At 47.8% G+C, this 25,808-nt stretch carries 20 protein-coding genes, 2 rRNA genes and 1 riboswitch; of the genes, 20 read left to right on the forward strand and 2 right to left on the reverse strand.

Translation table 11 applies throughout. The features are described 5' to 3' along the window. Both CXK86_RS24150 and rrf read left to right on the forward strand, forming a co-directional pair. Nucleotides 1-119, forward strand: a 23S ribosomal RNA gene (locus tag CXK86_RS24150); the annotation flags it as partial. Nucleotides 120-192: 73 nt separating this feature from the next. Next, a 5S ribosomal RNA gene (gene rrf / locus CXK86_RS24155) occupies nucleotides 193-309 on the forward strand. A 182-nt stretch (nucleotides 310-491) separates the two neighbouring features. Here rrf and CXK86_RS24160 read toward each other — a convergent pair. Next, nucleotides 492-1,046, reverse strand: a complete 555-nt coding sequence (locus CXK86_RS24160) for an NADPH-dependent FMN reductase (protein ID WP_257468113.1) — start codon at nucleotides 1,044-1,046, stop codon at nucleotides 492-494. A 303-nt stretch (nucleotides 1,047-1,349) separates the two neighbouring features. Between CXK86_RS24160 and CXK86_RS24165 the strand changes: the two genes are divergently transcribed. After that, complete coding sequence (locus CXK86_RS24165) at nucleotides 1,350-2,357, forward strand: ketoacyl-ACP synthase III (protein WP_101314732.1); 1,008 nt, start codon at nucleotides 1,350-1,352, stop codon at nucleotides 2,355-2,357. A gap of 174 nt (nucleotides 2,358-2,531) precedes the next feature. On the opposite strand, the gene CXK86_RS24170 is transcribed toward CXK86_RS24165, so the two are convergent. Continuing rightward, nucleotides 2,532-4,466: an amidase family protein gene (locus CXK86_RS24170; RefSeq protein WP_101314733.1), complete on the reverse strand. Its 1,935-nt coding sequence runs from the start codon at nucleotides 4,464-4,466 to the stop codon at nucleotides 2,532-2,534. 368 nt (nucleotides 4,467-4,834) lie between these two features. On the opposite strand from CXK86_RS24170, the gene CXK86_RS24175 reads away from it, so the two are divergent. The 17 genes from CXK86_RS24175 (at nucleotide 4,835) to CXK86_RS24250 (ending at nucleotide 25,685) form a co-directional block, all read left to right on the forward strand. Next, on the forward strand, nucleotides 4,835-6,964 hold the full coding sequence (locus CXK86_RS24175) for a DNA topoisomerase III (RefSeq protein ID WP_101314734.1): 2,130 nt from the start codon (nucleotides 4,835-4,837) through the stop codon (nucleotides 6,962-6,964). 164 nt (nucleotides 6,965-7,128) lie between these two features. Next, on the forward strand, nucleotides 7,129-7,266 hold the full coding sequence (locus CXK86_RS32290; RefSeq protein WP_017690703.1) for a hypothetical protein: 138 nt from the start codon (nucleotides 7,129-7,131) through the stop codon (nucleotides 7,264-7,266). Nucleotides 7,267-7,392: 126 nt separating this feature from the next. After that, complete coding sequence (locus CXK86_RS24180) at nucleotides 7,393-7,656, forward strand: DUF1294 domain-containing protein (protein WP_017690702.1); 264 nt, start codon at nucleotides 7,393-7,395, stop codon at nucleotides 7,654-7,656. A gap of 169 nt (nucleotides 7,657-7,825) precedes the next feature. Then, nucleotides 7,826-8,260 carry a universal stress protein gene (locus tag CXK86_RS24185; RefSeq protein WP_101314735.1) on the forward strand — a complete coding sequence of 145 codons (435 nt, stop codon included), beginning with the start codon at nucleotides 7,826-7,828 and terminating at the stop codon, nucleotides 8,258-8,260. Between the two features lie 270 nt (nucleotides 8,261-8,530). Further along, a riboswitch (purine riboswitch) is annotated at nucleotides 8,531-8,632 on the forward strand. A 194-nt stretch (nucleotides 8,633-8,826) separates the two neighbouring features. After that, nucleotides 8,827-9,312 carry a 5-(carboxyamino)imidazole ribonucleotide mutase gene (gene purE, locus CXK86_RS24190; RefSeq protein ID WP_017690699.1) on the forward strand — a complete coding sequence of 162 codons (486 nt, stop codon included), beginning with the start codon at nucleotides 8,827-8,829 and terminating at the stop codon, nucleotides 9,310-9,312. After that, nucleotides 9,309-10,511, forward strand: coding sequence for a 5-(carboxyamino)imidazole ribonucleotide synthase (gene purK / locus CXK86_RS24195; RefSeq protein WP_076253840.1), 1,203 nt, complete (start codon nucleotides 9,309-9,311; stop codon nucleotides 10,509-10,511). The genes purE and purK overlap by 4 nt, the downstream gene beginning before the upstream one ends. After that, nucleotides 10,508-11,806, forward strand: a complete 1,299-nt coding sequence (gene purB / locus CXK86_RS24200; protein WP_036668399.1) for an adenylosuccinate lyase — start codon at nucleotides 10,508-10,510, stop codon at nucleotides 11,804-11,806. The genes purK and purB overlap by 4 nt, the downstream gene beginning before the upstream one ends. 252 nt (nucleotides 11,807-12,058) lie before the next feature. Beyond that, nucleotides 12,059-12,931, forward strand: a complete 873-nt coding sequence (locus CXK86_RS24205) for a phosphoribosylaminoimidazolesuccinocarboxamide synthase (RefSeq protein WP_076253839.1) — start codon at nucleotides 12,059-12,061, stop codon at nucleotides 12,929-12,931. Nucleotides 12,932-13,518: 587 nt separating this feature from the next. After that, a complete protein-coding gene (gene purS, locus CXK86_RS24210; RefSeq protein ID WP_017690695.1) occupies nucleotides 13,519-13,764 on the forward strand; it encodes a phosphoribosylformylglycinamidine synthase subunit PurS in 246 nt (81 codons plus the stop codon). 4 nt (nucleotides 13,765-13,768) lie between these two features. Further along, nucleotides 13,769-14,458, forward strand: coding sequence for a phosphoribosylformylglycinamidine synthase subunit PurQ (purQ, locus tag CXK86_RS24215; protein WP_036606071.1), 690 nt, complete (start codon nucleotides 13,769-13,771; stop codon nucleotides 14,456-14,458). After that, complete coding sequence (purL, locus tag CXK86_RS24220) at nucleotides 14,436-16,679, forward strand: phosphoribosylformylglycinamidine synthase subunit PurL (protein ID WP_100526311.1); 2,244 nt, start codon at nucleotides 14,436-14,438, stop codon at nucleotides 16,677-16,679. The genes purQ and purL overlap by 23 nt, the downstream gene beginning before the upstream one ends. Further along, a complete protein-coding gene (gene purF / locus CXK86_RS24225) occupies nucleotides 16,664-18,142 on the forward strand; it encodes an amidophosphoribosyltransferase (RefSeq protein ID WP_036606069.1) in 1,479 nt (492 codons plus the stop codon). Before purL ends, purF begins: the two co-directional genes overlap by 16 nt. Nucleotides 18,143-18,732: 590 nt before the next feature. After that, a complete protein-coding gene (gene purM / locus CXK86_RS24230) occupies nucleotides 18,733-19,773 on the forward strand; it encodes a phosphoribosylformylglycinamidine cyclo-ligase (RefSeq protein WP_101314736.1) in 1,041 nt (346 codons plus the stop codon). Beyond that, nucleotides 19,773-20,390: a phosphoribosylglycinamide formyltransferase gene (gene purN / locus CXK86_RS24235; protein WP_036606067.1), complete on the forward strand. Its 618-nt coding sequence runs from the start codon at nucleotides 19,773-19,775 to the stop codon at nucleotides 20,388-20,390. Before purM ends, purN begins: the two co-directional genes overlap by 1 nt. A gap of 295 nt (nucleotides 20,391-20,685) precedes the next feature. Beyond that, entirely contained in the window at nucleotides 20,686-22,233 is a 1,548-nt protein-coding gene (gene purH / locus CXK86_RS24240) for a bifunctional phosphoribosylaminoimidazolecarboxamide formyltransferase/IMP cyclohydrolase (protein ID WP_091019800.1), read from the forward strand. 129 nt (nucleotides 22,234-22,362) lie between these two features. After that, nucleotides 22,363-23,628: a phosphoribosylamine--glycine ligase gene (gene purD, locus CXK86_RS24245; RefSeq protein WP_101314737.1), complete on the forward strand. Its 1,266-nt coding sequence runs from the start codon at nucleotides 22,363-22,365 to the stop codon at nucleotides 23,626-23,628. 719 nt (nucleotides 23,629-24,347) lie between these two features. Further along, nucleotides 24,348-25,685, forward strand: coding sequence for a hemolysin family protein (locus tag CXK86_RS24250; RefSeq protein WP_036606064.1), 1,338 nt, complete (start codon nucleotides 24,348-24,350; stop codon nucleotides 25,683-25,685). The last annotated feature ends 123 nt before the right edge of the window (nucleotides 25,686-25,808 follow it).

Here is a 25,808-nt window from a genome sequence, read left to right on the forward strand (position 1 = left end):
TCAAGATGAGATTTCCCAGTATGTAAGACCCCTTGAAGACGACGAGGTAGATAGGCTGGGGGTGGAAGTGCAGCAATGCATGGAGCTGACCAGTACTAATCGGTCGAGGGCTTATCCAATAGCAAGTTGTAATTCGCGTGTTTCGTTTCGAATCTAGTTTTCAGAGAACGATCTCTGAATGTAAGCTATGCGTTTGGTGGCGATGGCGGAGGGGTTCCACACGTACCCATCCCGAACACGACCGTTAAGCCCTCTAGCGCCGATGGTACTTGGACCGCAGGGTCCTGGGAGAGTAGGACGCCGCCAAGCAATCTAAAGACACACTTGATGATATCGAGTGTGTCTTTTTTATTTTAATCCTAAATGCTTATATAAACCTTAACAGCCCTGGTAAATAACCAAGGCTGTTTTTTATTTCAATATTTATGAGAATGTTAAATAACTTTAAAAGAATCATTTCTCTATCGTCCATTTAATTAATCGGCATCTGTCTATACTTTCATTTGTTTGCAAGCCTCTCCAAGGATTGTAAGGGAGTTCTGCAATGCATGCTGGGTTTCTGAATCAATGATGACGCCTTGTTTATTCATTTTCAATGTGATATGAGGAATAGTTAAGCAGCCCTTTTGTAAGACTTGTGCATTAATCATATTTAGTGTGAGCAATAGTGAAGCATGGGCTTTGTCACCTCCCATGGGGCTTGGGGAAGCAGCAATGACAATGGTGGGTTTATTGAGCCATTCTCCAGAAGATACAATCCAATCTAATGCATTTTTTAAGGCACCAGGAACTCCATTTCCATACTCTGGCGTGCAGATAAGAACTCCGTCCGAATGCTCCAATCGCTCTCTCCAATTCTGCACGGGTACAGGACCCTCCTCGACATCGAGGTCAGGGTTAAAATGTGGCAGATCATTTAATCCGTCATATACTTCAAACTTAAGGTTAGGCGTAGCCAGCTTAATCATGGCGTGCATTAGTAACGTATTGGAGGACTGATTGCGCAGGCTTCCGGAAATGGCAAGGATATTTAATTCTTTTTTCATGGGGATATAGATCATCTCTATTCTTTAGTAATGTAGGGCAATCTGTTTATTTTCCTCCTGATGGAATGAGCTGTCTATAGAAAACGCATATAATTAAGGCATTCTTCATGTTAGTCAGGCGATATCCACAATTCTTCATCAAAAATGCATGCCATCGTTTGTATTGCTCTGGGTAATAGAATGAAGAGATCACTTTAAAATAAACAACTAACGAAAGTATCATCATAAATATTTTATAAAATTAGTACCAAGTACTAAGACTTAGTGCTATAATAGTAAAAAACAAGTGAGGTGACTACCGGTATGAATCATCAATCAAAGGCAACCATCACGGCAATGGGGACGTATGTACCGGATCGAATATTAACGAATGCTGATCTGGAGAAATTGGTCGAGACAAGTGACGAATGGATTGTGCAACGTACAGGCATGAGAGAACGGCGAATTGCAGCTGAAGATCAATTTGTATCTGACCTGGCTACGAAGGCTGTAGAAGATATGATATGTCGTTATGATGTAAGTGTAGAAGATGTGGATATGATCCTTGTGGCTACAAGTACACCTGAATATGCTTTCCCAAGTACGGCATCCAGAGTACAGGCTAATCTTAAGATCCCACACACGGGTGTACTGGATTTAAATGCTGCATGCGCAGGTTTTACCTACGGATTACAGCTAGCCGACAGTCTGGTAACCAGTGGAATGTACCGCAAAGTACTGGTAATTGGAGCAGAGACATTATCCAAAATTACGGATTACACAGACCGCACGACTTGTGTACTGTTTGGTGATGGAGCGGGGGCCTTCTTGGTGGAGAGATCATCGGGTGCTGAAGGTGACTTTATGGCAGCTATATCAGGTACACATGGAGAAGGCGGTGTACATCTCTATAAGAGTGGTCTGTCTTCGGAGATGAATGGTGTGCCTTTACAGGGCGAAGGTTGTTTAGTTCAGAATGGGCGAGAGATTTATAAGTGGGCTGTACGGACGATTCCAGAGCAATTGGGTAAACTTATAACGAAAGCTGAATTAAGCCCTGACCAGATTGACTGGTTTGTCCCTCATAGTGCCAACATGAGAATGATTGAAGCTGTTTGCGAACGTGGTCCGGTTCCTTTGGAACGTACTTTAACCAGTGTCGAGTATCGTGGGAACACATCTGCCGCTTCCATTCCGCTGGCGCTACAGATTGCAGTGGATGAAGGGAAGTTGAAAGAAGGACAGAGCGTAGCTCTCTTTGGCTTTGGCGGTGGTCTGACGTACGCAGGTCTGGTGCTGAAATGGGGCGTGCCGGACAACGTTCAGGAATGAGTAACATCCGACGGTATGCAACACAAAAATAAATAGAGAACATAAAAGAGACCACCCAAACTTCATGCTGTCATGAAGAAGGTGGTCTCTTTAGTGGGTTAACTCGTTTCAAAAAAGTGATATGATTGCATCTATTTTTTGTGTTAACCGGAATTGCTTAATCCCATAAATATTTTACGGCGTAAGCTTAGGCGCTTGGCGGTGATGTGTACCTTGTTCGTAGCTGTAAGCCAGCTTGATCAAGGTTCCTTCATCAAAGGCACGACCCAGAAACTCCATGCCTACTGGCAAACCATCTGTTGTGAAACCAGCAGGTACAGTAATCGCCGGGAAGCCGGAGAAAGGACTCAATCGGTTGTTACCACCAGAGTTTTGTCCTTCGCCAATAACACCAGCGGCTTGTGTGGACGTAGGATAGATGATGGCATCCAGATTATTATCTGCCATAACTTTCAGCAGGGACTCACGTGTAACTTGGGTACGTTTCAGGACGATGTCCTTGTATTCGGTAGTCTCCAACGTTTGGCGTGCATCCCGAGTCTTCATGGATTGCTCCTGAGATTTGTCGAACTCTCCGGAAGCGATGATCTCGGACAGACTGTGATATGGAGCGTCTGCACCCAATGAGTCCAGATAGTCATTCAGTTGGAACTTGAACTCATATCCGCTGAGACTTGGGTATTTGTTGATCTCAGTCAAGTTCGGGATGGAAATGGGAACTGCGGTAGCTCCCAATGACTTCATTTCTTCCACAGCGGTGTTGATCACGTCGGCAACGGCTTTTTCTTCAGCTTTGGTACTTGGGATGAGTTCTGTGGCCACACCGATGCGTGCACCTTTCAGTCCGTTTACATCCAAGAAGTCTGTATAGCTGGAAGGGATTTTTCCAACCGCGTAAGCTGTAGCGACATCCTTTTTATCATAGCCGGCTGTAGCATCCAACATGATTGCAGCGTCACTAACCGTACGAGCCATAGGCCCACCTACATCCTGTGTCAAAGCCAATGGGATAATGCCTTCACGGCTGGACAGTCCGATGGTTGGGCGGATACCCACAAGGCTGTTGAAGCTGGATGGGATTCGGATCGAACCGCCAGTGTCTGTACCCATGCCGGCTGCAGCAAAGTTTGATGCAATGGCTGCGCCTGTTCCACCGCTTGAGCCACCTGGATAATGGTCCAGGGCGTAAGGGTTCAGTGTTTGTCCACCCAATGAGCTTGATGTCGTGATGCCAAATGCGAATTCATGCAGGTTCGTTTTGCCCAAAATAATGGCGCCAGCTGCTTTGAGTTTCTTCACTTGTTCAGCATCGTGAGCAGGGACGGAATCTTTCAGACAGATACAGCCTGCGGTTGTAGGCATGTCATTGGTATCGAAATTGTCTTTTACCAAAACCGGAACGCCATGCAGAGGCCCGCGGGCACCTTGGGCTGCACGTTCTTCATCCAATTGCTCCGCAATTTGGAGTGCATCCGGGTTCAGCGTTAATACGGCGTTGATGCTTACACCTTGATCATCGTATTTTTCAATGCGGTCCAGATATTTCTGAACCAGCTCTTTTGATGTCAGTTTTCCTTTCGTCATTGCAGTCTGGAGATCCATGATGGTTGCTTCCTCCAGGACAAACGGTTTTATGTAGTTATAAATGCGGTCTTTCAGTATGGAGAGGTCATTCTCGGTAAGTACAGCGTTTGGAAGGAAGAGGGAATCGGTATAACCTTTCATTAGCCCTGCCGTATTCAATGCGCCAACAGCACCTGCGAAAGTGGCTTCATTCGGGACATCTTTGAATGATACGGTAGTCGAATCCAGCTTGAGCCATTGTTGCAAGGCGACCGCAGCATCTTTACGTTGTACGGTTGTGCCGGAGAGCTTGTCCATGGTAAAAGGAACACCTGCAAGTGTAGCCGCTTCTTCCATAGCCTGAACAAATGCTACCGGAGTTGCTGGCGCTTTTCCTTTGGATACAGCTGCTACTGTTGTTTTACTCGTAGGCGTTGCCGTTGCGGCTGATGCCGAAGGTACCGTTCCTCCCCATGTTGTGGCAACAACAGCACCTGCCAGTAACAAAGCCCCACTTTTTTTCAATACAGATCCATGATAAGTCATGCATCCACGCTCCCTTCCTGTGTCTCATTGATGTGTGTAGCGATTCTGTTTCTATGCTTTTGACACATTGTATAGTTATGTCAGGTAATCTTACAAGGTTTATATTTATCCAAAAAAACGTATACATCAATACTTTTCAGTGTTAATACTTATTCATACTGCTGTTTACATGTACTCAGAAAAACTATTACACACTTCGATGTTAATAAATGTGACATGAACTAGATATATTGATTAAACATGAGGTTACAGGATGCGAGTAGGTTAGGAAGTAGAGATGACAGAGCATACCTTTAGTGTGAAATGATATAATGAAAAGATAGGGATAAAAGAGACATAACGTTCTACCAGAGAGGAAGAGATATGAAGTGAAGACATTGGTACTCGCAGAAAAACCATCTGTAGCACGCGAAATAGCCAGAGTTATGGGTGCGCGTGATAAACATAAAAGTTATATGGAAGGCCCGAAATATATCGTTACCTGGGCGCTTGGACATCTGGTGGGATTAGCTGAACCAGAGGATTACGACAAAAAGTATGCAACATGGAATCTGGAGGACCTGCCCATTCTGCCAGATCGTACGAAATTGAAAGTACTTAAAGAGACCAACCATCAATATAAAGCCGTGCAGCAGTTGATGAAACGTCAGGATGTAGGCGAACTGGTCATTGCGACCGATGCAGCACGTGAGGGAGAATTGCTGGCTCGTTGGATCATGCAGATGGCGGGGTGGAAAAAAACTTTTAAACGCCTGTGGATTTCATCCCAGACAGATAAGGCGATCAAAGACGGATTTGCTTCGCTGAAGCCAGGCAGTCAGTTCGACCGCCTCTATGAATCTGCACGTTGCCGGGCGGAGGCTGACTGGATGATCGGACTTAACGTGACCCGTGCATTAACCGTTCGTTTCAATGCCCAGTTGTCTGCTGGACGTGTACAAACTCCGACCTTGGGCATGATTATGGACAGGGAAAATGAAATTAACGGTTTCCGCTCGCAGGAGTATGAGACGTTAACGGCAGACATGGGAGGTTTTCAGGCTGTGTGGCGGGCAACTGGAGGAGATTCACGAATTTTCGACCCTCAAGAAACACAAGAATTGAAGAAACGGGTAGATGGGCGCAAGGGCACGATTGCCCAAGTGAAGAAAAGCGAGAAGGTTGAGCCGCATCCACTGGCATATGATCTGACGGAACTACAACGGGATGCCAACCGGAAGTATGGTTTCTCTGCAAAGCAAACATCAAATGTCCTGCAACGTCTGTATGAACAGCACAAGCTTGTGACGTATCCGCGTACGGACAGTCGATACCTCACTTCGGACATGACAGCTACGTTGAAAGAACGGCTGGATAGTGTAGCCATTGGACCTTATGCGTCTTTGGCACGTCCTTTGCTGCGCAAAAATCTGGATATCACCAAACGTATTGTGGATGACAGCAAAGTTACGGATCACCATGCGATTATCCCAACGGAGCAGACGGTACTTTTGAATCAATTGAATCCAGAGGAACGCAAACTGTACGATCTGATCGTACGTCGTTTTATCAGCCTATTCTATCCGGCAGCGAAGTACGATTCGGTTGCGATCACGGTTCAGGTGGGGAATGACTCCTTCCATGTTAAAGGTACAACGGTGAAAGAAAGTGGATGGCGTGAAGTATACGGCGGCGATTACAGCGATGATGACGATGACCGTACTGATGATGCAGCAGACCATGAGCGTGCGCTTTTGCCAGATGTGCAGCAAGGGCAGTCCGTGACGGTTCAGCGTTGCCATATTAAAAGTGGACGGACGATGCCGCCCAAACGGTATACCGAAGCTGCTTTGCTTTCCCAGATGGAAAAGCATGGACTCGGCACTCCAGCTACACGTGCGGATATTATCGAGAAGCTGGTCAGTTCCGATACAATAGATCGTCAAGGCAACAGCATGCATCCAACCGGTAAAGGAAAACAGTTGATTGAACTGGCTGCCCCGCAGCTTCGTTCACCGGATCTGACTGCCCGCTGGGAAGCTGAACTGGAACGCATCGCTCGTGGGCAAGGGAAACCGGGGCCGTTTCTGGATAGTATCCGATCCATGGCGAAAGAGCTGGTGTCTACGGTAAAAGGCAGCAAAGCAGAGTACAAGCCGCATAATGTGTCCAATAGCCATTGTCCGGACTGTAATGCACGTTTGCTGGAGAAGAAGGGCAAGCGCGGCAAGTTTCTTGTATGTCCTACCGAGGACTGCGGGTATCGTCGTTCGGCAGAGAAGAGACTGTCCAACCGACGTTGTGCGCAGTGCCACAAAAAGATGGAAATCAAGGAAGGCAAGGCTGGGTTATACGTACAATGTCTACCTTGTGGTATTACAGAAACGTTGGATAAGGATAAACAGCATGTGAACAAACGCGATCAGCAAAAGCTGGTGAAACAATATGCTAAGCAGGAGTCCATCGGTTCCAATCTGGGTGAACTGCTGAAGGCGGCTATGGAGAAAAAGGGAGAGTAACATTCTTGAGGTAGTTGAGGTCATATCTCGTGCGATACGAGCCATGCGAATGATGTACTCAATTACTCGAAAGGGACTGATTATAACTTTTCTCTACTCATCTATGTGAAGTCGTATAAGATCCTCCGTTTTCAGGCAACGTAAGCCAAGGAGGTGATACCTACATGCCGCATAACAAACCAGAGAAGATCCATAACCAGCAAAACAAAGACAGTATTCGGGAAGAGAGTATCGCTGTGCGCCCGGACAAAGCAGCCAAAAGAGCACCAAGCCTGAACGGTATTCCAAAGCAGGAGTCCTAGGTTAGAGCGAGGTTAGCGTTATTACACAAAATTGCGGTTCCCTATCCGGTGCGTTGAACATGTCTCTGATGAGGACTATAATGGAGACTGGGAGATGTCCCGGGACAGGGGGATCGCTAGAATTATATGCAAACCGGACTTATATTGTGGTTTTTATTTATTAATGTAGTTGGTTATCTGGTGATGTCGGATGATAAGAGGCGTGCACAACAGCGTCGTGACCGTACACCCGAACGGACGTTATTCTTATTAGCATTTATAGGCGGTGCTTTGGGAGTCTGGATCGCGATGTATCGGAAAAGGCATAAGACTAAACATCCCAGCTTCACCATTGGCATTCCGTTGTTGTTGTTCTTAAATGCGGTAATCTATGGTTACTTTATTCAATGAACACATGCGTAACCGTTCATACTGTGGTTTCATATGTAAATTCATTCGTATAAATGGTTCATTGTGGCTCTGGAACGTTTAAGGAGTTATATGGTTCTGTTAGTTTATTACATGTCAGACCGAAGCTTGCTTCGCGTGCTCTACATATAAAGGAAGGGACGGGATTCACATGTTATTTTCCAAAATATTAGTGGCTTATGATGGTTCCAAAGCTTCAAATAAAGCACTTGATCGTGCAATTGAGCTAGCTAAAGTGTCCCCAAATGCAGTACTGGATGTCATTCATGCTTTTGATTTCCCGCGTGTATTCATCGGTGAAGGGCTGGCTCCACTGCCACCTTCACTTAATAATGACTACTACAATCTGGCGGTGCAGACAACAGATGAAGCGAAAGAACGAATTCAGGCTGCGGGTGTAACGGCCAATGTGGATCTGATTCAAGGAGCGGCAGCGGAAGTGTTGCTTGATTTTGCCAGAGAAAATGATTCTGATATCATTATTATTGGTAGCCGCGGACTGGGTGGTATTCGGGAATTTGTCCTGGGTAGTGTCAGTCACAATGTGGTTCAGCATGCGCAGGTTCCAGTACTGATCGTAAAATAATGGATGAAGTGTGTACGCACTGAAAAGCAGGAAGCCGGTTGTCTTCGAGAGATTGAAGAGGAGCCGGCTTTCTTTTATGGGATGAAATGGATGGTTAAACGAATTTAAAGAAGCAATTCCCGAACATTATATTTGTCAATATGTTAAATGTTCGTCTTTAAGTTGACATTAGCTGTAGGGGATTGTTAGAATGTTAGATGTGTCGATCAGGTAAGAATAAGGTCGAGTAGGAACGAAATATGTAATAAGAGATTACAAAAATGAACGAAGATAGTTTGATAGATATTTGCTCGTATAACGCCGGGAATAGGGCCCGGAAGTATCTACCCGGGAACCGTAAATTTCCGGACTACGAGGAGATACGGCTGAGAGTCGCATGCAACCAGATGCGGACAGCAAGCCCCCTTTTGGCATGCCCAAATGAGGGATACGTATTTCTTGGAGTCCGGTGTCCGGAGAAAATGTGATGTTTTCGCGGGTAGCGGATTTTTTCATTTCACACGTAATAAGAGTTCCTTAATAGTCAGATGTAATCAAAAAAGCGCAGACGGGAGTTGGATGTATTCATGTCACTGCAAGTCGCTGTAATTATGGGCAGCAAGTCGGATTGGGAAACGATGAAACATGCGTGCGAGGTGCTGGACGAACTGGAGATTGGGTATGAGAAAAAGGTGGTCTCCGCCCATCGTACACCGGATCTGATGTTTGAATACGCAGAGCAGGCGATTGATCGAGGATTTAAGGTGATCATTGCAGGGGCAGGCGGGGCAGCACATCTACCCGGTATGGTTGCCGCCAAAACGATGCTTCCAGTCATTGGCGTACCGGTTCAATCCAAAGCATTGAACGGTCTCGATTCCTTGTTGTCCATTGTTCAGATGCCTGGTGGTATTCCCGTCGCAACTGTGGCGATTGGCAAGGCAGGGGCAACCAATGCAGGATTGCTGGCAGCTCAAATGATCGGTGCTTTTGACCCGGATGTCCAACGTCGCTCTGAAGCTCGAAGAGAGCGCATCAAACAAGAAGTACTCGAAAGCAGTGAAGAACTATGAGTAGTACAGGGAACCAATCCGGTATAGCAGGAGAGCTGAAAAATGTCCTGCTGCCGGGGAAGACAACCATCGGCATTCTAGGGGGCGGACAGCTCGGACGTATGATGACGCTCGCAGGAACGGCAATGGGGTATCGATTCGTTACTCTTGATCCCACTGCGGATGCGCCTTGTGGTCAAGTTGCTCGTCAGATTGAAGCTGGTTATGACGATGCCAAAGCTGCACTTGAACTGGCTCGGCAATGCGATGTCATTACGTATGAATTCGAAAATGTGGATGCAGAAGTCGCTGGGCTGCTCGAGCGTGAGTCTTACGTTCCACAAGGAAGTGCGTTACTGTACACCACACAACATCGGTTGCGTGAAAAACGTGCGATCGAAGCTGCTGGAGTAAGAGTCGCGCCTTATCGTGAGATCACAAGTGTGGATACGATGCTTGCTGCTGTTAGCGAACTTGGAGTGCCGTGTGTACTGAAGACGGTGACTGGAGGCTACGATGGCAAAGGTCAACGGGTCATCCGGGAAGCAAGTCAGGCTGTTGCGGCATACGAAGAACTTGCAGCTACTGGTGCGGAACTGGTGCTGGAACAATTCATCAAGTTTGAATGCGAAATATCGGTCGTTGTAGCGCGTAGTACAAATGGGGAGATCAAAACGTTCCCGCCAGCGGAGAACATTCATGTAAATAACATTTTGCATGCTTCAATTGTACCGGCTAGAGTTGCCGCAGATATCCAGATTGAAGCTCAAAAGCTGGCAGCAGCGATAGCAGAATCGATGAAGGCTGTTGGGCTGCTGGCTGTGGAACTGTTTGTAGCGGCGGATGGAAGACTGTACGTCAACGAACTGGCACCAAGACCACATAATTCCGGTCACTATACGATGGAAGCTTGTGCGACTTCTCAGTTCGAACAACATATCCGTGCGATCTGCGGATTACCACTTGGGGACACTTCGTTATTGAGTCCGGTTGTTATGGTCAATGTGCTTGGAGAACATCTGGAAGGCATTATCGCCAGAACAGGGCAACCTGATGCAGAAGCGATAGAACTCGGTGTGATTCCCAAGCTTCATATATATGGTAAAACCGAAGCAAAAACAGGACGGAAGATGGGGCATGTGAATCTGCTCTGTCAGGATGTTGAAGAAGGATTGCAATGGATTGAACAAACTAACCTCTGGAGGAATACAAATTCATGATTGAACGTTATAGCAGACCCGAAATGAGAGCCATCTGGACCGAAGAGAACAAATTCCAATCGTGGCTGGAAGTTGAAATTTGTGCATGTGAGGCGTGGGCCGAACTGGGTGTAATCCCTAAGGAAGAAGCAGCATTGCTTCGTCAGAACGCATCTTTTGACATCGATCGCATCTATGAGATTGAAAAGGAAACACGTCATGACGTTATCGCATTTACACGTACGGTATCTGAAAGTCTGGGTGCAGAGCGGAAATGGGTGCACTACGGACTGACTTCCACAGATGTCGTGGATACGGCTCTGGGTTATGTACTGCGTCAAGCGAATGAGATTCTGGAAAAGGATATCGTGAATTTCATTGAAATTCTTCGTGAAAAAGCATTGGCTTATCAGCACACACCAATGATGGGACGTACGCACGGTGTACATGCAGAGCCAACAACATTTGGTCTGAAAATGGCATTGTGGCATGAAGAGATGAAACGGAACCTGGAGCGTTTCCGTCATGCAGCAGACAATGTACAGTACGGCAAAATCTCAGGCGCAGTAGGAACGTACGCGAACATCGATCCGTTTGTTGAAGAGTTTGTCTGCGAGAAGTTGGGCACGAAACCTGCGCCAATCTCAACTCAAACATTGCAACGTGACCGTCACGCAGAATATATGGCTACACTGGCGTTGATCGCAACGTCCCTGGACAAGTTCGCTACAGAGGTACGTGCACTGCAGAAGAGTGAATTCCGTGAAGTGGAAGAAGCTTTTGCTAAAGGTCAAAAAGGATCTTCTGCGATGCCGCACAAGCGTAACCCGATCGGTAGTGAAAACATCTCCGGTCTGTCCCGCGTCATTCGCGGACATATGGTATCCGCATACGAGAACGTAACACTTTGGCATGAACGCGACATCTCACATTCTTCCGTAGAACGTATCATTCTGCCGGATGCAACGATGCTGCTGAACTACATGCTGAACCGTTTTGGTAACATCGTGAAGAACCTGACGGTATTCCCTGAGAACATGAAACGTAACATGGAGCGCACCTACGGGGTACCATTCTCCGGTCGCATCATGACCAAGCTGATCGATAAAGGTTTCAGCCGCGAGCAAGCATACGATACCGTTCAACCACGTGCGATGCAAGCATGGGAAGAACAACGCCAGTTCCAGGATATCGTGAAATCCACACCGGAAATCACGGAAGTGCTGAACGAAGAAGAAATTGCAGATGCGTTCAACCCATCATGGCACCTGAAGCACGTAGACACGATCTTCAAAAAGCTTGGCTTGAACGACTAATATATTAAGGTTTTGAATTATTCTACTCTCTAAAAGTATAGGTTGATTATGTGTTCACGCTGGAACGGAGAAGGCAGAAAAAACCTGAAGAAGCAAAGCGCTCGCCTTTATCCCCGGATTTTCACTTTGCAAAAGTGGGATCAAAAAATCTGGGGATAACAGCGATCGGAAGGTTGTTCTGCATTCGTAGTGGCCCCGCGTGAAGAGGGGAATTGGACGTATACTTTACATCTCCTGAAAGAAGGTGAGCCCATGGCACTGTCCACTGCGGCAGATCTCGTTAAAGCACCTCTGTTATATAAAGGAAAAGTACGTGAATTGTACGATCTGGGTGAACATTTTCTGATCGTGGTTACCGACCGAATCTCGGCATTTGATTACGTGCTGGACCCGGCAGTTCCCGAGAAAGGAAACGTACTGAACAAACTAAGCAGCTTCTGGTTTGAACTGACAGGTGACATGATGGAAAACCACGTCGTTCATACCGATGTGAATCAACTGGGTGACCTTATCACAGACCCTGAATTGCTCAAAGACCGCATCATGGTAACACGCAAAGCTGAACGCATTGATATTGAGTGTGTTGTGCGTGGATACATCACGGGTGGGGGATGGAGACAATACGAGACGAGTGGTGAAGTGAATGGCATTAAACTGCCTGATGGACTTCGCAAAAACGCCAAGCTCGAAGTTCCCATTTTCACACCGGCAGCCAAAAACGATGTTGGTCACGATGAGGACATCCCAATGGATCGCATGAAAGAACTGGTGGGAGACGCACTCGCAGTTGAGCTTCAGGAAAAAAGCCTACGACTGTACGAATTCGCCCGTGATTACTGTGATCAGCGTGGCATCATCCTCGCAGACTGCAAATTCGAGTTTGGCATCGTGGATGGCAAGGTCATCCTGATTGACGAAATCTTCACCCCAGATGCTTCACGCTTCTGGGCCAAAGAGAATTATGAACTCGACATCGAGATCGACAGCATGGATAAAGAGCCAGTGCGAACCTATCTCGCCGGAACCGATTGGGACAAGAACAGCAAACCCGATCCACTTCCACAAGAGGTAGTTGAAGCAACAACCGCAAGATACGTCGATATTTATAACCGTTTAACGAAATAATAAAGTTTAACGTTTGAGGAGACTAACGTTTGAGCGGGCTACGAGAAAGTTTGGCTTTCGATCGCTGTTGCCCCCGGAATGTTTTGATTGGAATCCTTTTTTCAAAAGGAAACATTCCGGTTGCAAAGGCGAACGCTTACGCTTCTCTAGCTCAAATCTTTCCCTCCGCCAGTGTTCAAACTGGTGGGTGAGGCAATTAAGAGCGGTGGCTTCCCACAGGTAGGGGAAGCCTGAAAAATTAAGAGAATTAAATTCACTAATTACTAAAGTAACTTAAAGACCATTCACCATTCACTGTTTTGAAGGAATGGTCAGGCTAGACCATTACACACCGTGCAACGTAAAAGGTTTAGGCCTTTAAAAAACGTCGCATGGACTAGCGGAGGGGCGGAATTGTTCTTAAAGGAGCGATAGCGTTCGCCTTTGTCCCCGGGTTTTGACCGCAGAGCGGGCCAAAACAATCCAAAAAACCTGGGGACAACAAGCGACCGGAAAGAACAATCCGCCCCGGAGCAAGCACCAAAAGTAACTTTTTTAACAGCGTAAAGCATTTATCCCGTTCATTACTGAGGAGGAACATAAGGATCATGATCAAAGCAACCGTATATGTCACTATTAAGCAAAGCGTACTCGACCCGCAAGGCGTAGCTGTTCAAGGAGCCCTGCATTCAATGGGATTCAACGAAGTGGAAAGTGTACGGATCGGTAAAGTCATGGAACTGAACCTGGATACAACAGATCGTGCGGAAGCGGAGAAACGTTTGAAAGTCATGTGTGAAAAGCTGCTGGCCAACACCGTTGTTGAAGATTACCGCTACGAATTGGAGGGTTAATCTCATGAAATTTGCAGTTCTTGTGTTCCCTGGCTCCAACTGCGACATCGACTGTTACAAGGCAGTGGAAGATGCCATTGGACAAGAGGTTGATTATGTATGGCACACGGCTACAGATCTTTCGGCTTATGATTGTATTTTAGTTCCGGGTGGTTTCTCTTATGGTGACTACTTGCGTTGCGGAGCGATTTCCCGCTTTGCACCGGTAATGAACGAGGTAGCGAAAGCTGCTGAACAAGGTAAATATATTTTGGGTATTTGCAACGGATTCCAGATCCTGACGGAAGCGGGATTGCTTCCAGGCGCATTGATCCGCAACACTTCCCTGAAATTCCGTTGTCACGATACGGTATTGAAAGTGGCGAACGCAGATACACCATTTACACGTGACTATGCACCCGGCGAGGAGATTATCATCCCGATTGCTCACGGTGAAGGCAACTATTATTGCGACGAGGAGACGCTCGCGAGTCTGCAAGCGAACAACCAGATCGTATTTACGTATGGTACCAACCCGAACGGTTCCTTGGGTGATATTGCAGGAGTATGTAACGAGGCTGGAAACGTGGTCGGCATGATGCCGCATCCAGAGCGTGCAGTGGATTCACTGTTTGGTTCGGAAGACGGCAAACGTATGTTTACATCTATTTTGAAAGCATGGAGGGATCGGCATGACGCAGCAGCTATCCGCTAAGGAACCAACAGCAGAACAGGTCGCAGAACATAAACTTTACGCACAAATGGGCGTATCTGACAGCGAGTATGAGCTGATCTGTGAGTTCATGGGGCGTAAGCCAAACTACACGGAAATTGGTGTGTTCAGTGTAATGTGGTCCGAGCATTGTGCTTATAAAAACTCCAAGCCATTGCTGCGCCGTTTCCCAACGACTGGACCACGTGTCCTGATGGGACCTGGTGAAGGTGCCGGTATCGTGGATATCGGTGATAATCAGGCCGTTGTATTCAAAATTGAAAGCCATAACCATCCTTCCGCGGTTGAGCCTTATCAAGGTGCGGCAACAGGTGTGGGCGGCATTATCCGTGATATTTTTTCCATGGGTGCAAGACCGGTAGCAATACTGAACTCCCTTCGTTTTGGCAAGCTGGAGAGCGATCGAGTTAAATATTTGTTCGAACATGTGGTAGCAGGTATTGCTGGATACGGTAACTGTATCGGTATTCCTACCGTTGGTGGCGAAGTGATGTTTGATGAGAGTTATGAAGGCAATCCGCTGGTTAACGCCATGTGTGTGGGTCTGATTGATCATGACAAGATTCAGCGCGGCGTAGCTAAAGGTGTAGGTAACCCTGTGTATTATGTTGGTCCGCCAACAGGCCGTGATGGAATTCATGGAGCAACCTTTGCATCGGTTGAATTGACGGAAGAATCCGAGTCCCAACGGACAGCCGTTCAGGTCGGTGACCCGTTTATGGAGAAACTGGTGATGGAATCTTGTCTGGAATTGATCGACACGGGAATCGTGCTGGGAATTCAAGATATGGGTGCCGCTGGTCTGACATGTTCGAGTGCAGAGATGGCAAGTAAAGCGGGTAACGGTCTGGAACTGTATCTGGATCAGGTACCACAGCGTGAAGAAGGCATGACACCTTACGAGATGATGTTGTCTGAGTCCCAAGAACGGATGTTGTTCGTTGTTGAGCCGAAGGACGAGGCGCAGGCGATGGAAATCTTTGAACGTTGGGGCGTAATCTGTGCCAAAGTTGGTAAAGTAACGGATGACGGTCGTCTGAAATTGATCCACCACGGCGAAGTGGTCGGAGATATGCCAGTAACGGCACTGGTTGACGAATGTCCAGTGTATGACAAACCTTCTTCTGTACCTGCATACTACGAGCAAAGTGCTTCCATCGACACGCTTCGTTACGACGAAGTGTCGGATCTCGGCGGAGCGTTGAAACAAGTATTGGCTTCACCAACAGTAGCTAGTAAAAAATGGGTGTATGATCAATATGACTACATGGTGCGTACAAGCACTGCCGTTCGTCCGGGTTCGGATGCGGCTGTAGTTACGATTCGTGGCACACGCAAAGGTCTCGCAATGACAACGGACTGTAATGGACGTTATGTGTACCTTGATCCTGAAGTTGGCGGACGGATTGCCGTAAGTGAAGCAGCGCGTAACATTGTATGTTCCGGTGCTGAGCCACTGGCGATTACTGACAACCTGAACTTCGGTAATCCGGAGAAACCGGATATTTTCTGGCAAATGGAGAAAGCGGTAGACGGTATGGCGGAAGCTTGCCGTGTGCTGGATACGCCGGTCATCGGTGGTAACGTAAGTTTGTATAATGAAAACGCCAAAGGCTCCATCTATCCAACGCCAGTTGTCGGTATGGTAGGTCTCGTTCATGATACGGATCATATCACGACACAAGCATTCAAGTCCGAAGGTGATGTTATCATCCTCCTGGGTGAAACAAAAGCTGAACTGGGTGGCAGCGAGCTGCAATACGCGGTTCATGGTCAGACGGAAGGTCGTCCACCAGAACTGAATTTGCAAACGGAAAAAGCGCTGCTCAGCACGGTGCTGGAAGCGATCCAATCTGGACTCGTTCGTTCGGCACATGACTTGTCTGAAGGCGGCTTGGCTGTTGCACTCGCAGAGTCTTGCATCAGTGGTAACGTAGGAGCACAGGTGAATGTCGAGACTGCATTGCGTGCAGATCACGCCCTATTCAGTGAGAGCCAATCCCGTATCTTGTTGTCGGCTACGCCAGAGCAAGCGGGTAAACTTGAAGCATTTGTACGTGAGCGTGGTGTACCTGTAGCTGTGATTGGACGTGTAGAAGGAAGTAACCTGACGATTGAATTGAACGGAACATCAGCCGTGAGCGAACCTGTAGGAGGTTTGGCTCAGGTCTGGGAGGATGCGATTCCATGTCTCATGAACTGACGACAGGACCGTTGTGGACAGGCGATTATTATAATGAAGGGTCCGGCAAGGAAGGACTCGACAAATTGAAGGAAGAATGCGGCGTGTTCGGGGTGTTCAGACACCCTGACGCGGCTTCGCTCTCCTATTATGGACTGCATGCGCTGCAACATCGGGGCGAAGAAAGTGCAGGCATGTGTGTGAGTGATGGCAGCCAGTTTAATTATCATCGCGGCATGGGTCTGGTGAAGGAAGTGTTCACCAAAGACCTGATGCAGACGTTGACCGGGGATATTTCCATTGGACATGTCCGTTATTCAACAAGTGGTGACAGTAAATTGACGAACGCACAGCCTCTGGTATTCAAATACCGTGATGGCGATTTGGCGGTAGCGACCAACGGAAACATTGTGAATGCACCAACGATCCGGCGCGAGCTGGAGCAGAGCGGTTCCATTTTCCAAACAACGAGTGATACTGAAGTCATTGCGCATCTAATTGCACGATCCTCCAAAGGGCTTGTGGAAGCTGCAAAAGAGGCATTCCAGCGCATTGTGGGTGGTTATGCATTTCTGATCATGACCAACGACAAGTTGCTGGTTGCTTCCGATCCGCACGGACTTCGTCCGCTGACGATGGGTAAGCTGGGAGATGCGTATTTGTTTGCATCTGAGACATGTGCACTGGAAACAATTGGCGCAGAGTTAATCCGTGACATTGAACCGGGTGAACTGCTTGTGCTGGATGCAGATGGTCTGCACGAGGATCGCTTTGATCATCACAAACACCGCAAGGCATTATGCGCGATGGAATATATTTATTTTGCTCGTCCGGATAGTGATATGAATGGTACGAACCAGCATGCGGCCCGTAAACGGATGGGAAGCCGGATGGCGATTGAGTCGTTTGTGGATGCGGACTTGGTTACGGGGGTACCAGATTCCAGCATCTCGGCGGCCATTGGATATGCTGAACAGACAGGTATTCCGTATGAGATGGGTATGATCAAGAATAAATACACCGGACGTACGTTTATCCAGCCAAGCCAAGAATTGCGGGAGCAGGGCGTGAAGATGAAGCTGAGCGCTGTGCGTCGTGTCGTGGAAGGCAAACGTGTGGTTATGATTGACGACTCCATCGTACGGGGAACAACTTCCCGACGGATCGTGAACATGCTGCGTGATGCAGGAGCAACGGAAGTACATGTACGGATTACATCACCGCCGTTTAAAAACCCGTGTTTCTATGGCATTGATACGCCTGACAGCCGTGAATTAATTGCTTCACAGTTGTCGGTGGAAGAAATTTGCCGTGAAATTAATGCGGACTCCCTGGAGTTCCTCAGTCCCGATGGACTGATTGCATCGATTCAGGGAGATAATCAGGATGATCCTAAAGGCGGACTATGTCTCGCATGTTTTGATCATGATTACCCAACCCGCCTCGATTTTGGCGGCGAGGAAAAATTCGGCTGCAGCTGTTAGCCCTTAAGCCCCGCCTTGCGGAGCAACAGGGGCCAGGCAGCCAGGCGAAGCAGCTGCCCCCGGGCGTAGCCCGAGCCCTTAGCCCCGCCTTGCGGAGCAACAGGGGCTCAGGCAACCAGGCGAAGCAGCTGCCCCCGGGCGTAGCCCGAGCCCTTAGCCCCGCCTTGCGGAGCAACAGGGGCCAGGCAGCCAGGCGAAGCAGCTGCCCCCGGGCCTAGCCCGAGCCCTTAAGCCCCGCCTTGCGGAGCAACAGGGGCTAGGCAGCCGAGCGAAGCAGCTGCCCCCCCGGGCCTAGCCCGAGACCTTAAGCCCCGCTTTGCGGAGCAACAGGGGCCAGGCAGCCGAGCGAAGCAGCTGCCCAGCGGGCTTGCCCGCAGCGTAGCTGAGCGGGGTTCGCCGACCGATGGCTTGCAGCCAACGGAATCGGCGAACAATCCCGTGAGATCACGCACGAACCAACCATAGCAAGATCACACCAGCCACCTCTGCACCGCTTTTTTGGCGGGTGTCCAGAGGGCCTGCCAAGGTCCTATGGGGTCCTCCCGGGCGGGAGGATTTAGGTGGGGCGAAAAAAAAGGAGATGATTCCACTTGTCTGAAGCATATAAAAAGGCCGGCGTTGATATCGCGGCAGGTAATGAAGCGGTTGAACGGATGAAAAAACACGTGAAGCGTACCTTCCGTCCGGAAGTGATGACAGATCTGGGAGGCTTTGGCGCCCTGTTCGGTTTGAACAAAGATAAATACGATGAGCCTGTGCTTGTATCCGGTACAGACGGCGTAGGCACCAAGCTGAAAATTGCATTTGCCATGGACCGTCACGATACCATCGGAATTGACGCGGTAGCGATGTGTGTGAACGACATTGTGGTACAGGGTGCAGAACCACTCTTCTTCCTTGACTATCTGGCATGTGACAAAGTCATTCCTGAGAAGATTGAAGCTATTGTTGCGGGAATCGCTGAAGGCTGTCATCAGTCGGGCTGTGCGCTGATCGGTGGCGAGACGGCGGAAATGCCGGGCATGTACAGTGAAGGCGAATATGATATTGCCGGATTCACGGTAGGCATCGTGGACAAAGCAAAGATTATCAACGGCACAACCATTGCTCCTGGCGACACAGTGATTGGCCTGGCTTCCAGCGGTGTGCATAGTAACGGATTCTCGCTGGTACGCAGACTTTTGTTGGAAGATGCGGGTCTTGATCTGCATGATGAAGTAGCGGAACTGGGCGGTAAGCTGGGTGATTCTCTGCTGGAACCTACAAAGATCTATGTTAAACCTCTGTTGTCCCTGCTGGAAAAGGTCAAAGTAAAAGGCATGGCACACATTACAGGTGGCGGCTTCATCGAGAATATCCCACGTATGTTGCCTAGCAACGTGAATGTGGATATTGACTACGGATCTTGGCCGATCCTGCCAATCTTCAACCTGTTACAGGAAAAGGGTGCTGTCTCGAACCGTGACATGTTCACCACATTTAACATGGGTGTCGGTCTTGTACTGGTCGTTAATGAAGCAGATGCATCGGAAGCGCTGCAACAACTGAAAGCATCTGGCGAAGAAGCGTACATCATTGGCCGTGTTACTGAAGGAGATGCGCGAGTAACCTTCACGGGAGCGGATGTTTAATGGCGAACTACCGCATAGCTGTATTTGCCTCGGGTGAAGGGACTAACTTTCAGTCATTGGTCGATGCAGTACGGAATGGTGGGCTGAATGCATCCGTTGATCTGCTCGTGTGTGATAAACCATCTGCACGTGTTGTGCAGCGGGCACAGGACGCAGGCGTGGAATGTCATCTGTTTACTCCGAAAAATTATGCTTCCCGTGAAGCCTATGAGTCAGAGATCGTGGAAGTGCTTGAATCCAAAAAGATCGACCTGGTCGTTCTTGCCGGATATATGAGATTGCTGACTTCCGTTGTGGTGGATCGTTACGCAGGGCGGTTGATTAACATTCATCCGTCCTTGCTACCGGCATTTGCAGGTAAGGATGCGATTGGACAGGCATTGGAATACGGTGTGAAAGTTACGGGTGTGACCGTGCACTTTGTGGACGGAGGCATGGATACCGGACCGATTATTGCCCAGCATCCGGTTCCCATTTTGCCAGAGGATACGCCTGAGTCAATCAGCCGTTCCATTCATGCAGCTGAACAGCAGTTATACCCTGAAGTGGTTTCCTGGTTCGCGCAAGGTCTGGTTCAATTAGACGGACGTCACGTGACTGTTAACAAACCGGTTTAATATAGTTTTAAACTGTTTCACACATTAACGAAGAGGACAGAAATAAGCTGGAGAAGCAAAGCGCTCGCCTTTATTACTGGATTTTTACCATTGAGAAATTGTTCGAAAAAATCTAGGAATAACAGCGATCGAAAGATTATTCTGGACTCGTAGTGTTTTAGTGTGAAAATCCATTTATCAACTGTATAACAGAAGTCGAATATTGGTACGCATTTTGTGATATTTCTCGGGAAATAAATCGGCTGTGTTTCGTCAGGAAACGCGAAGCCATGGGACATTAAAGGAGGAGCATATTGTGAGTATCAAAAGAGCGCTGGTTAGCGTATCGGATAAAACGGGCATCGTGGACTTTTGCCGCGAGCTGTCGCAAATGGGTGTGGAGATTATTTCGACAGGAGGTACAAGTAGCCTGTTGTCGAAGGAAGGCGTACCTGTCATCGGAATTTCGGATGTGACCGGATTCCCGGAAATCATGGACGGACGTGTCAAAACATTGCATCCGGCAGTTCATAGTGGGTTGTTGGCTGTGCGTGATAACGAAGAGCACACACGCCAGATGGAAGAACTCGGTCTCGGCTATATCGATCTGGTTGTCGTGAACCTGTATCCATTCCAAGAGACTATTGCGAAACCGGACGTGGCATACGAAGATGCCATCGAGAACATCGATATTGGTGGTCCAACGATGCTTCGCTCGGCAGCCAAAAACCATGCCTTTGTCAGTGTCGTTGTAGACGCATCTGATTACAGCCAAGTGCTGGAGGAAGTGCGCAACGATGGAGATACCACTCTCGAAACTCGCAAACGGCTTGCGGCAAAAGTGTTCCGTCATACGGCGGCTTACGATGCACTCATCTCCGACTACCTGTCCAACGTAAATGGCGATCCACTGCCAGAGCGTCTGACGGTTACTTACGAAAAACTCCAGGATTTGCGTTACGGCGAAAATCCACATCAGCAGGCGGCATTCTACCGCAAACCGCTGGCTGCACAAGATACGTTGACAACAGCCGAGCAATTGCATGGCAAAGAGTTGTCTTATAATAACATCAACGATGCGAACGCAGCATTGCAGATCGTCAAAGAATTTGAAGAACCAGCCGTTGTCGCGGTTAAACATATGAACCCATGCGGCGTGGGCATTGGCGCAAGTATCTATGAAGCTTACAGCAAGGCATATGCTGCAGATCCAACGTCTATCTTTGGTGGCATTGTGGCAGCGAACCGTATTATCGACAGCGATACAGCGGGCAAGTTGAGCGAGATTTTCCTGGAAATCGTACTTGCTCCTGATTTTACACAAGAGGCTCTCGATATCCTGACGAAAAAGAAAAACATTCGTTTGCTCAAAACGGGCGAACTGAATGCTGCTCGTAAACGGGAGAGCCAATTCGTGGTAACGTCTATCGACGGTGGCATGATCGTGCAACAGTCCGATGTACACTCCATCGAAGCGAGCGAGTTGAATGTTGTAACCGATCGTGCGCCATCGGAAGAAGAACTGAAACAGCTGTTGTTTGGCTGGAAAGTAGTTAAACACGTGAAATCCAACGCGATTGTACTTGCTGCCAATGACATGACGGTAGGTGTGGGCGCTGGACAAATGAATCGTGTGGGTGCAGCCAAAATTGCGATTGAGCAAGCGGGCGAGCAAGCAAAAGGTGCTATCCTGGCATCCGATGCGTTCTTCCCAATGGGTGATACGTTGGAACTGGCAGCAAAAGCGGGAATTACAGCAGTGATCCAACCTGGTGGTTCGATCAAAGATGAAGAATCCATCAAAGTAGCCAATGAATACGGAATTGCCATGGTCTTCACAGGCGTTCGTCACTTCAAACACTAGAACGAAAAAGGTTTAAATAGGGGTGTCGCCAGTCATACTTATGACTTATGGTACACCCCCTCTTTTTTAGGTTTTTTTAACACGCATTAGCGTAACAAATTCAGTTATGCACGAAGGGGGACAGAACGGATGGATATTCTGGTAGTAGGCGGCGGTGGCCGGGAACATGCAATCATCTGGGCACTGGCGAAGAGTCCAAAGGTAGACAAGATTCACTGTGCACCGGGAAATGCAGGCATTGCTCAGCTGGCTGAGTGTCATGCCATTGCGGTAAATGAATTCGATAAACTAACGGCTCTTGCTGTAGAGCTTAAAGTAGGTCTGGTGGTTATTGGTCCGGATGATCCGCTTGCGGATGGGATTGTGGATGCATTTGATTCGACAGGTATTCCGGTATTCGGACCCCGTCGTAATGCAGCAGAGATCGAAGGAAGTAAAACGTTCATGAAGGACCTGCTGCACAAATACAACATTCCAACCGCAGCCTATGAAAAATTCGACAACTACGAACAAGCTCAAGCATACCTGAATGAGCAAGCAATTCCGGTTGTCATCAAGGCAGATGGACTGGCAGCGGGCAAAGGTGTGACCGTAGCTTATTCGCGTGAAGAGGCTGATCAGGCTCTGCGTAGCATCATGGTGGAGAAGGTATTTGGTGAAGCGGGAGCCAAAGTAATCATCGAGGAATTCCTCGCAGGACAGGAAATGTCGATTCTGGCTTTTGTCGATGGGGAGACGGTTCGTCCAATGGCGGCAGCACAGGATCACAAACCTGTATTCGATAATGATCAGGGGCCAAACACAGGCGGTATGGGTACATATTCACCTTTGCCACACATTCCTGCATCCATTATTGAAGAAGCCGTGGAGACGATCATCAAACCAACTGCCAAAGCGATGGTGTCCGAGGGACGCCCATTCCGGGGTGTATTGTTTGCCGGGCTGATGATTTCACCAGATGGTAAGCCCAAAACGATTGAGTTCAACGCACGTTTTGGTGACCCGGAAACACAGGTCGTATTGCCACGCCTGAAGAGTGACTTGTTTGATATCTTCTGGGCAACCGTCCATGGCAAGCTGGCTGATATTGAGATTGAATGGAGTGATGAAGCTGCTGTATGTGTGGTACTTGCTTCAGGAGGTTATCCGGGTCCTTATGCCAAAGGCGTAGTCATTGAAGGACTGGATCAAGTGCAAGATGCCGTGGTATTCCACGCAGGTACAGCACGTAGTGAAGCAGGAGACTGGGTTACGAATGGTGGACGGATCCTGGGTGTAGTTGGCCTTGGTGCGGATATTGCCGAAGCTAGAAACAAAGCTTATCAACAGGCGGAGCGTATCCATTTTGATGGTAAACATCAGCGGACAGATATTGCTGCAAAAGCACTCGTATAGAATGAGTATAAGAGCCCGTAAAGATGTATACCGGAAAGGTATTTGCATCTTGCGGGCTCTTTGCTACGTATATAGATGTATCTTGTGCATACGGCCGGACTTGTTTTATACGGGAAAGAATATGGGGAAGATTCAAAACGGGATTAAATCAGGGAGATCCGGCATGTTTAATGCCCTAAAGTAAGGGGTAGTATTTTTATAAATTGGACTATACTAAACATGTGAACAATATCACATTATGAGGTAATATCAATCATATTATATAAAGTACGTAACATACATAGAGACTAATTTGTGAACATTATACTGTAAGCTTGTGGCAAACCATAACGTGCAACTGGATGGTTGAGCGGGAAACATGGTATACTTTTCGGAAACAGGAATGAGTACGAGGGGAGGTGGATATCTATTGGGTAGGCGATATTGTAAATTGTCCAAATGGCGAATCTAGGTGGAGTTAAGCGAGGAACAATTGACAGCATGAGGGGTAACCCGATTTGAATGAAGAAGTTTCTGCAAGTCATTGACTTCATCTTGAATTCCTGTTTTGTAATTTTACAAGGTCAAACGTAAGACTTATACAAAAGATATCATTGAAATCAATTTTATATAAGGCAGACGTCGTGTTGAAAGACTAACAGTTGATGAATGGTTAACACAGTTAACGGATCACGCTGTAACTATCTCTGGAGGTGAATCCCTGAGAACCGGGGAAATCATTGGACATAATTACCATATTGAATATCGCTTTACTTATTATCTTGATTGCATTGACTGCATTTTTCGTAGCATCGGAGTTCGCTGTAGTCAAAATTCGTACATCAAGAGTGGATCAACTGGTCGCGGAGGGCAATAAAAAGGCCGTATTGGCTAAAAAAGTTGTCTCGGACCTGGATTATTATCTGTCAGCCTGTCAGCTCGGTATTACGGTCACTGCACTGGGACTGGGAGCGCTCGGAAAACCGACGGTTGAGAGATTGTTATATCCGGTATTCAATTATTTAGATGTACCTGCTTCAATCTCGTCGATTGCTTCCTATGCGATCGCCTTTATCCTCGTCACGTTCTTGCACGTGGTTGTTGGTGAGATGGCACCGAAAACGTTGGCGATTCAATTTTCAGAAAAACTGACATTAATGCTCGCCCCATCGCTATACTGGTTTGGTAAAATCATGTATCCGTTCATCTGGGCGCTTAATGGAACATCACGTGTTCTTCTGCGAGGATTCGGTGTGAAGCCTGCCAAACATGATCAAGCCTACTCGGAGGATGAGATCAAAATCATCATGAACCAGAGTTATGAAGGTGACGAGAACAACAAGACCAAGCTTTCATATCTGGAAAATGTATTTGTGTTCGATGAACGTGATGCCAAAGACATCATGGTACCTCGTACAGAACTGGTGACATTAGATCAGGATATGACCTATGACGATATTATTCCTATATTGGATGAACATAACTACTCACGTTACCCTGTCATCGAGGATGGGGACAAGGACCGCATTATCGGCGTTGTGAATGTGAAAAAGATTTTGCCTGACATGGTAGCCGCAAGATCGTATCAACTAAGCGAGTTCGTTCGTGAGATCCCATTTGTTTCCGAAGTTACAAGTATCCAGGATGCAATGATTAAAATGCAGCAGGAACGTGTACACATGGCCGTGGTCGTGGATGAATATGGGGGTACCTCGGGTATCATTACGATGGAGGATATCCTGGAGGAACTTGTCGGTGAGATTCGCGATGAATTCGATGCCGATGAGGTGGCTGATATCCAGGAAACCGGAGAGAATCAATATCTCATTAATGGCCGGGTACTTTTGGATGAAGTGGAGCGACAGTTCGGACTTAGCTTTGAAGGTAATGAAGAGATGGACACCGTTGCCGGATGGATTCAGTACCAGAAGGGTGTAGGTGTGGAAAAAGGAGACACGGTAGAACACGGTGATTATGTCTGGACCGTTGTTGATACCGAAAACTATCACATCAAACAAGTTCTTCTGGAACGAGTGAGCGGCGCACAGGTTGAGGAAGCTACAAGCGATCTGGCGTGATCTTGTCCGGAAATCTTTTAAAAATTTAAATATTTTTGCGATAACGGAGAGGACAGAATAGACTGAAGAAGCGAAGCGTCCGCCTTTATCACCGGATTTTCCCCTTTTATATAAGGAATAAAA

The sequence above is a fragment of the Paenibacillus sp. BGI2013 genome (genome assembly GCF_002843485.1).
In the GTDB taxonomy this organism is placed as follows: domain Bacteria; phylum Bacillota; class Bacilli; order Paenibacillales; family Paenibacillaceae; genus Paenibacillus; species Paenibacillus amylolyticus.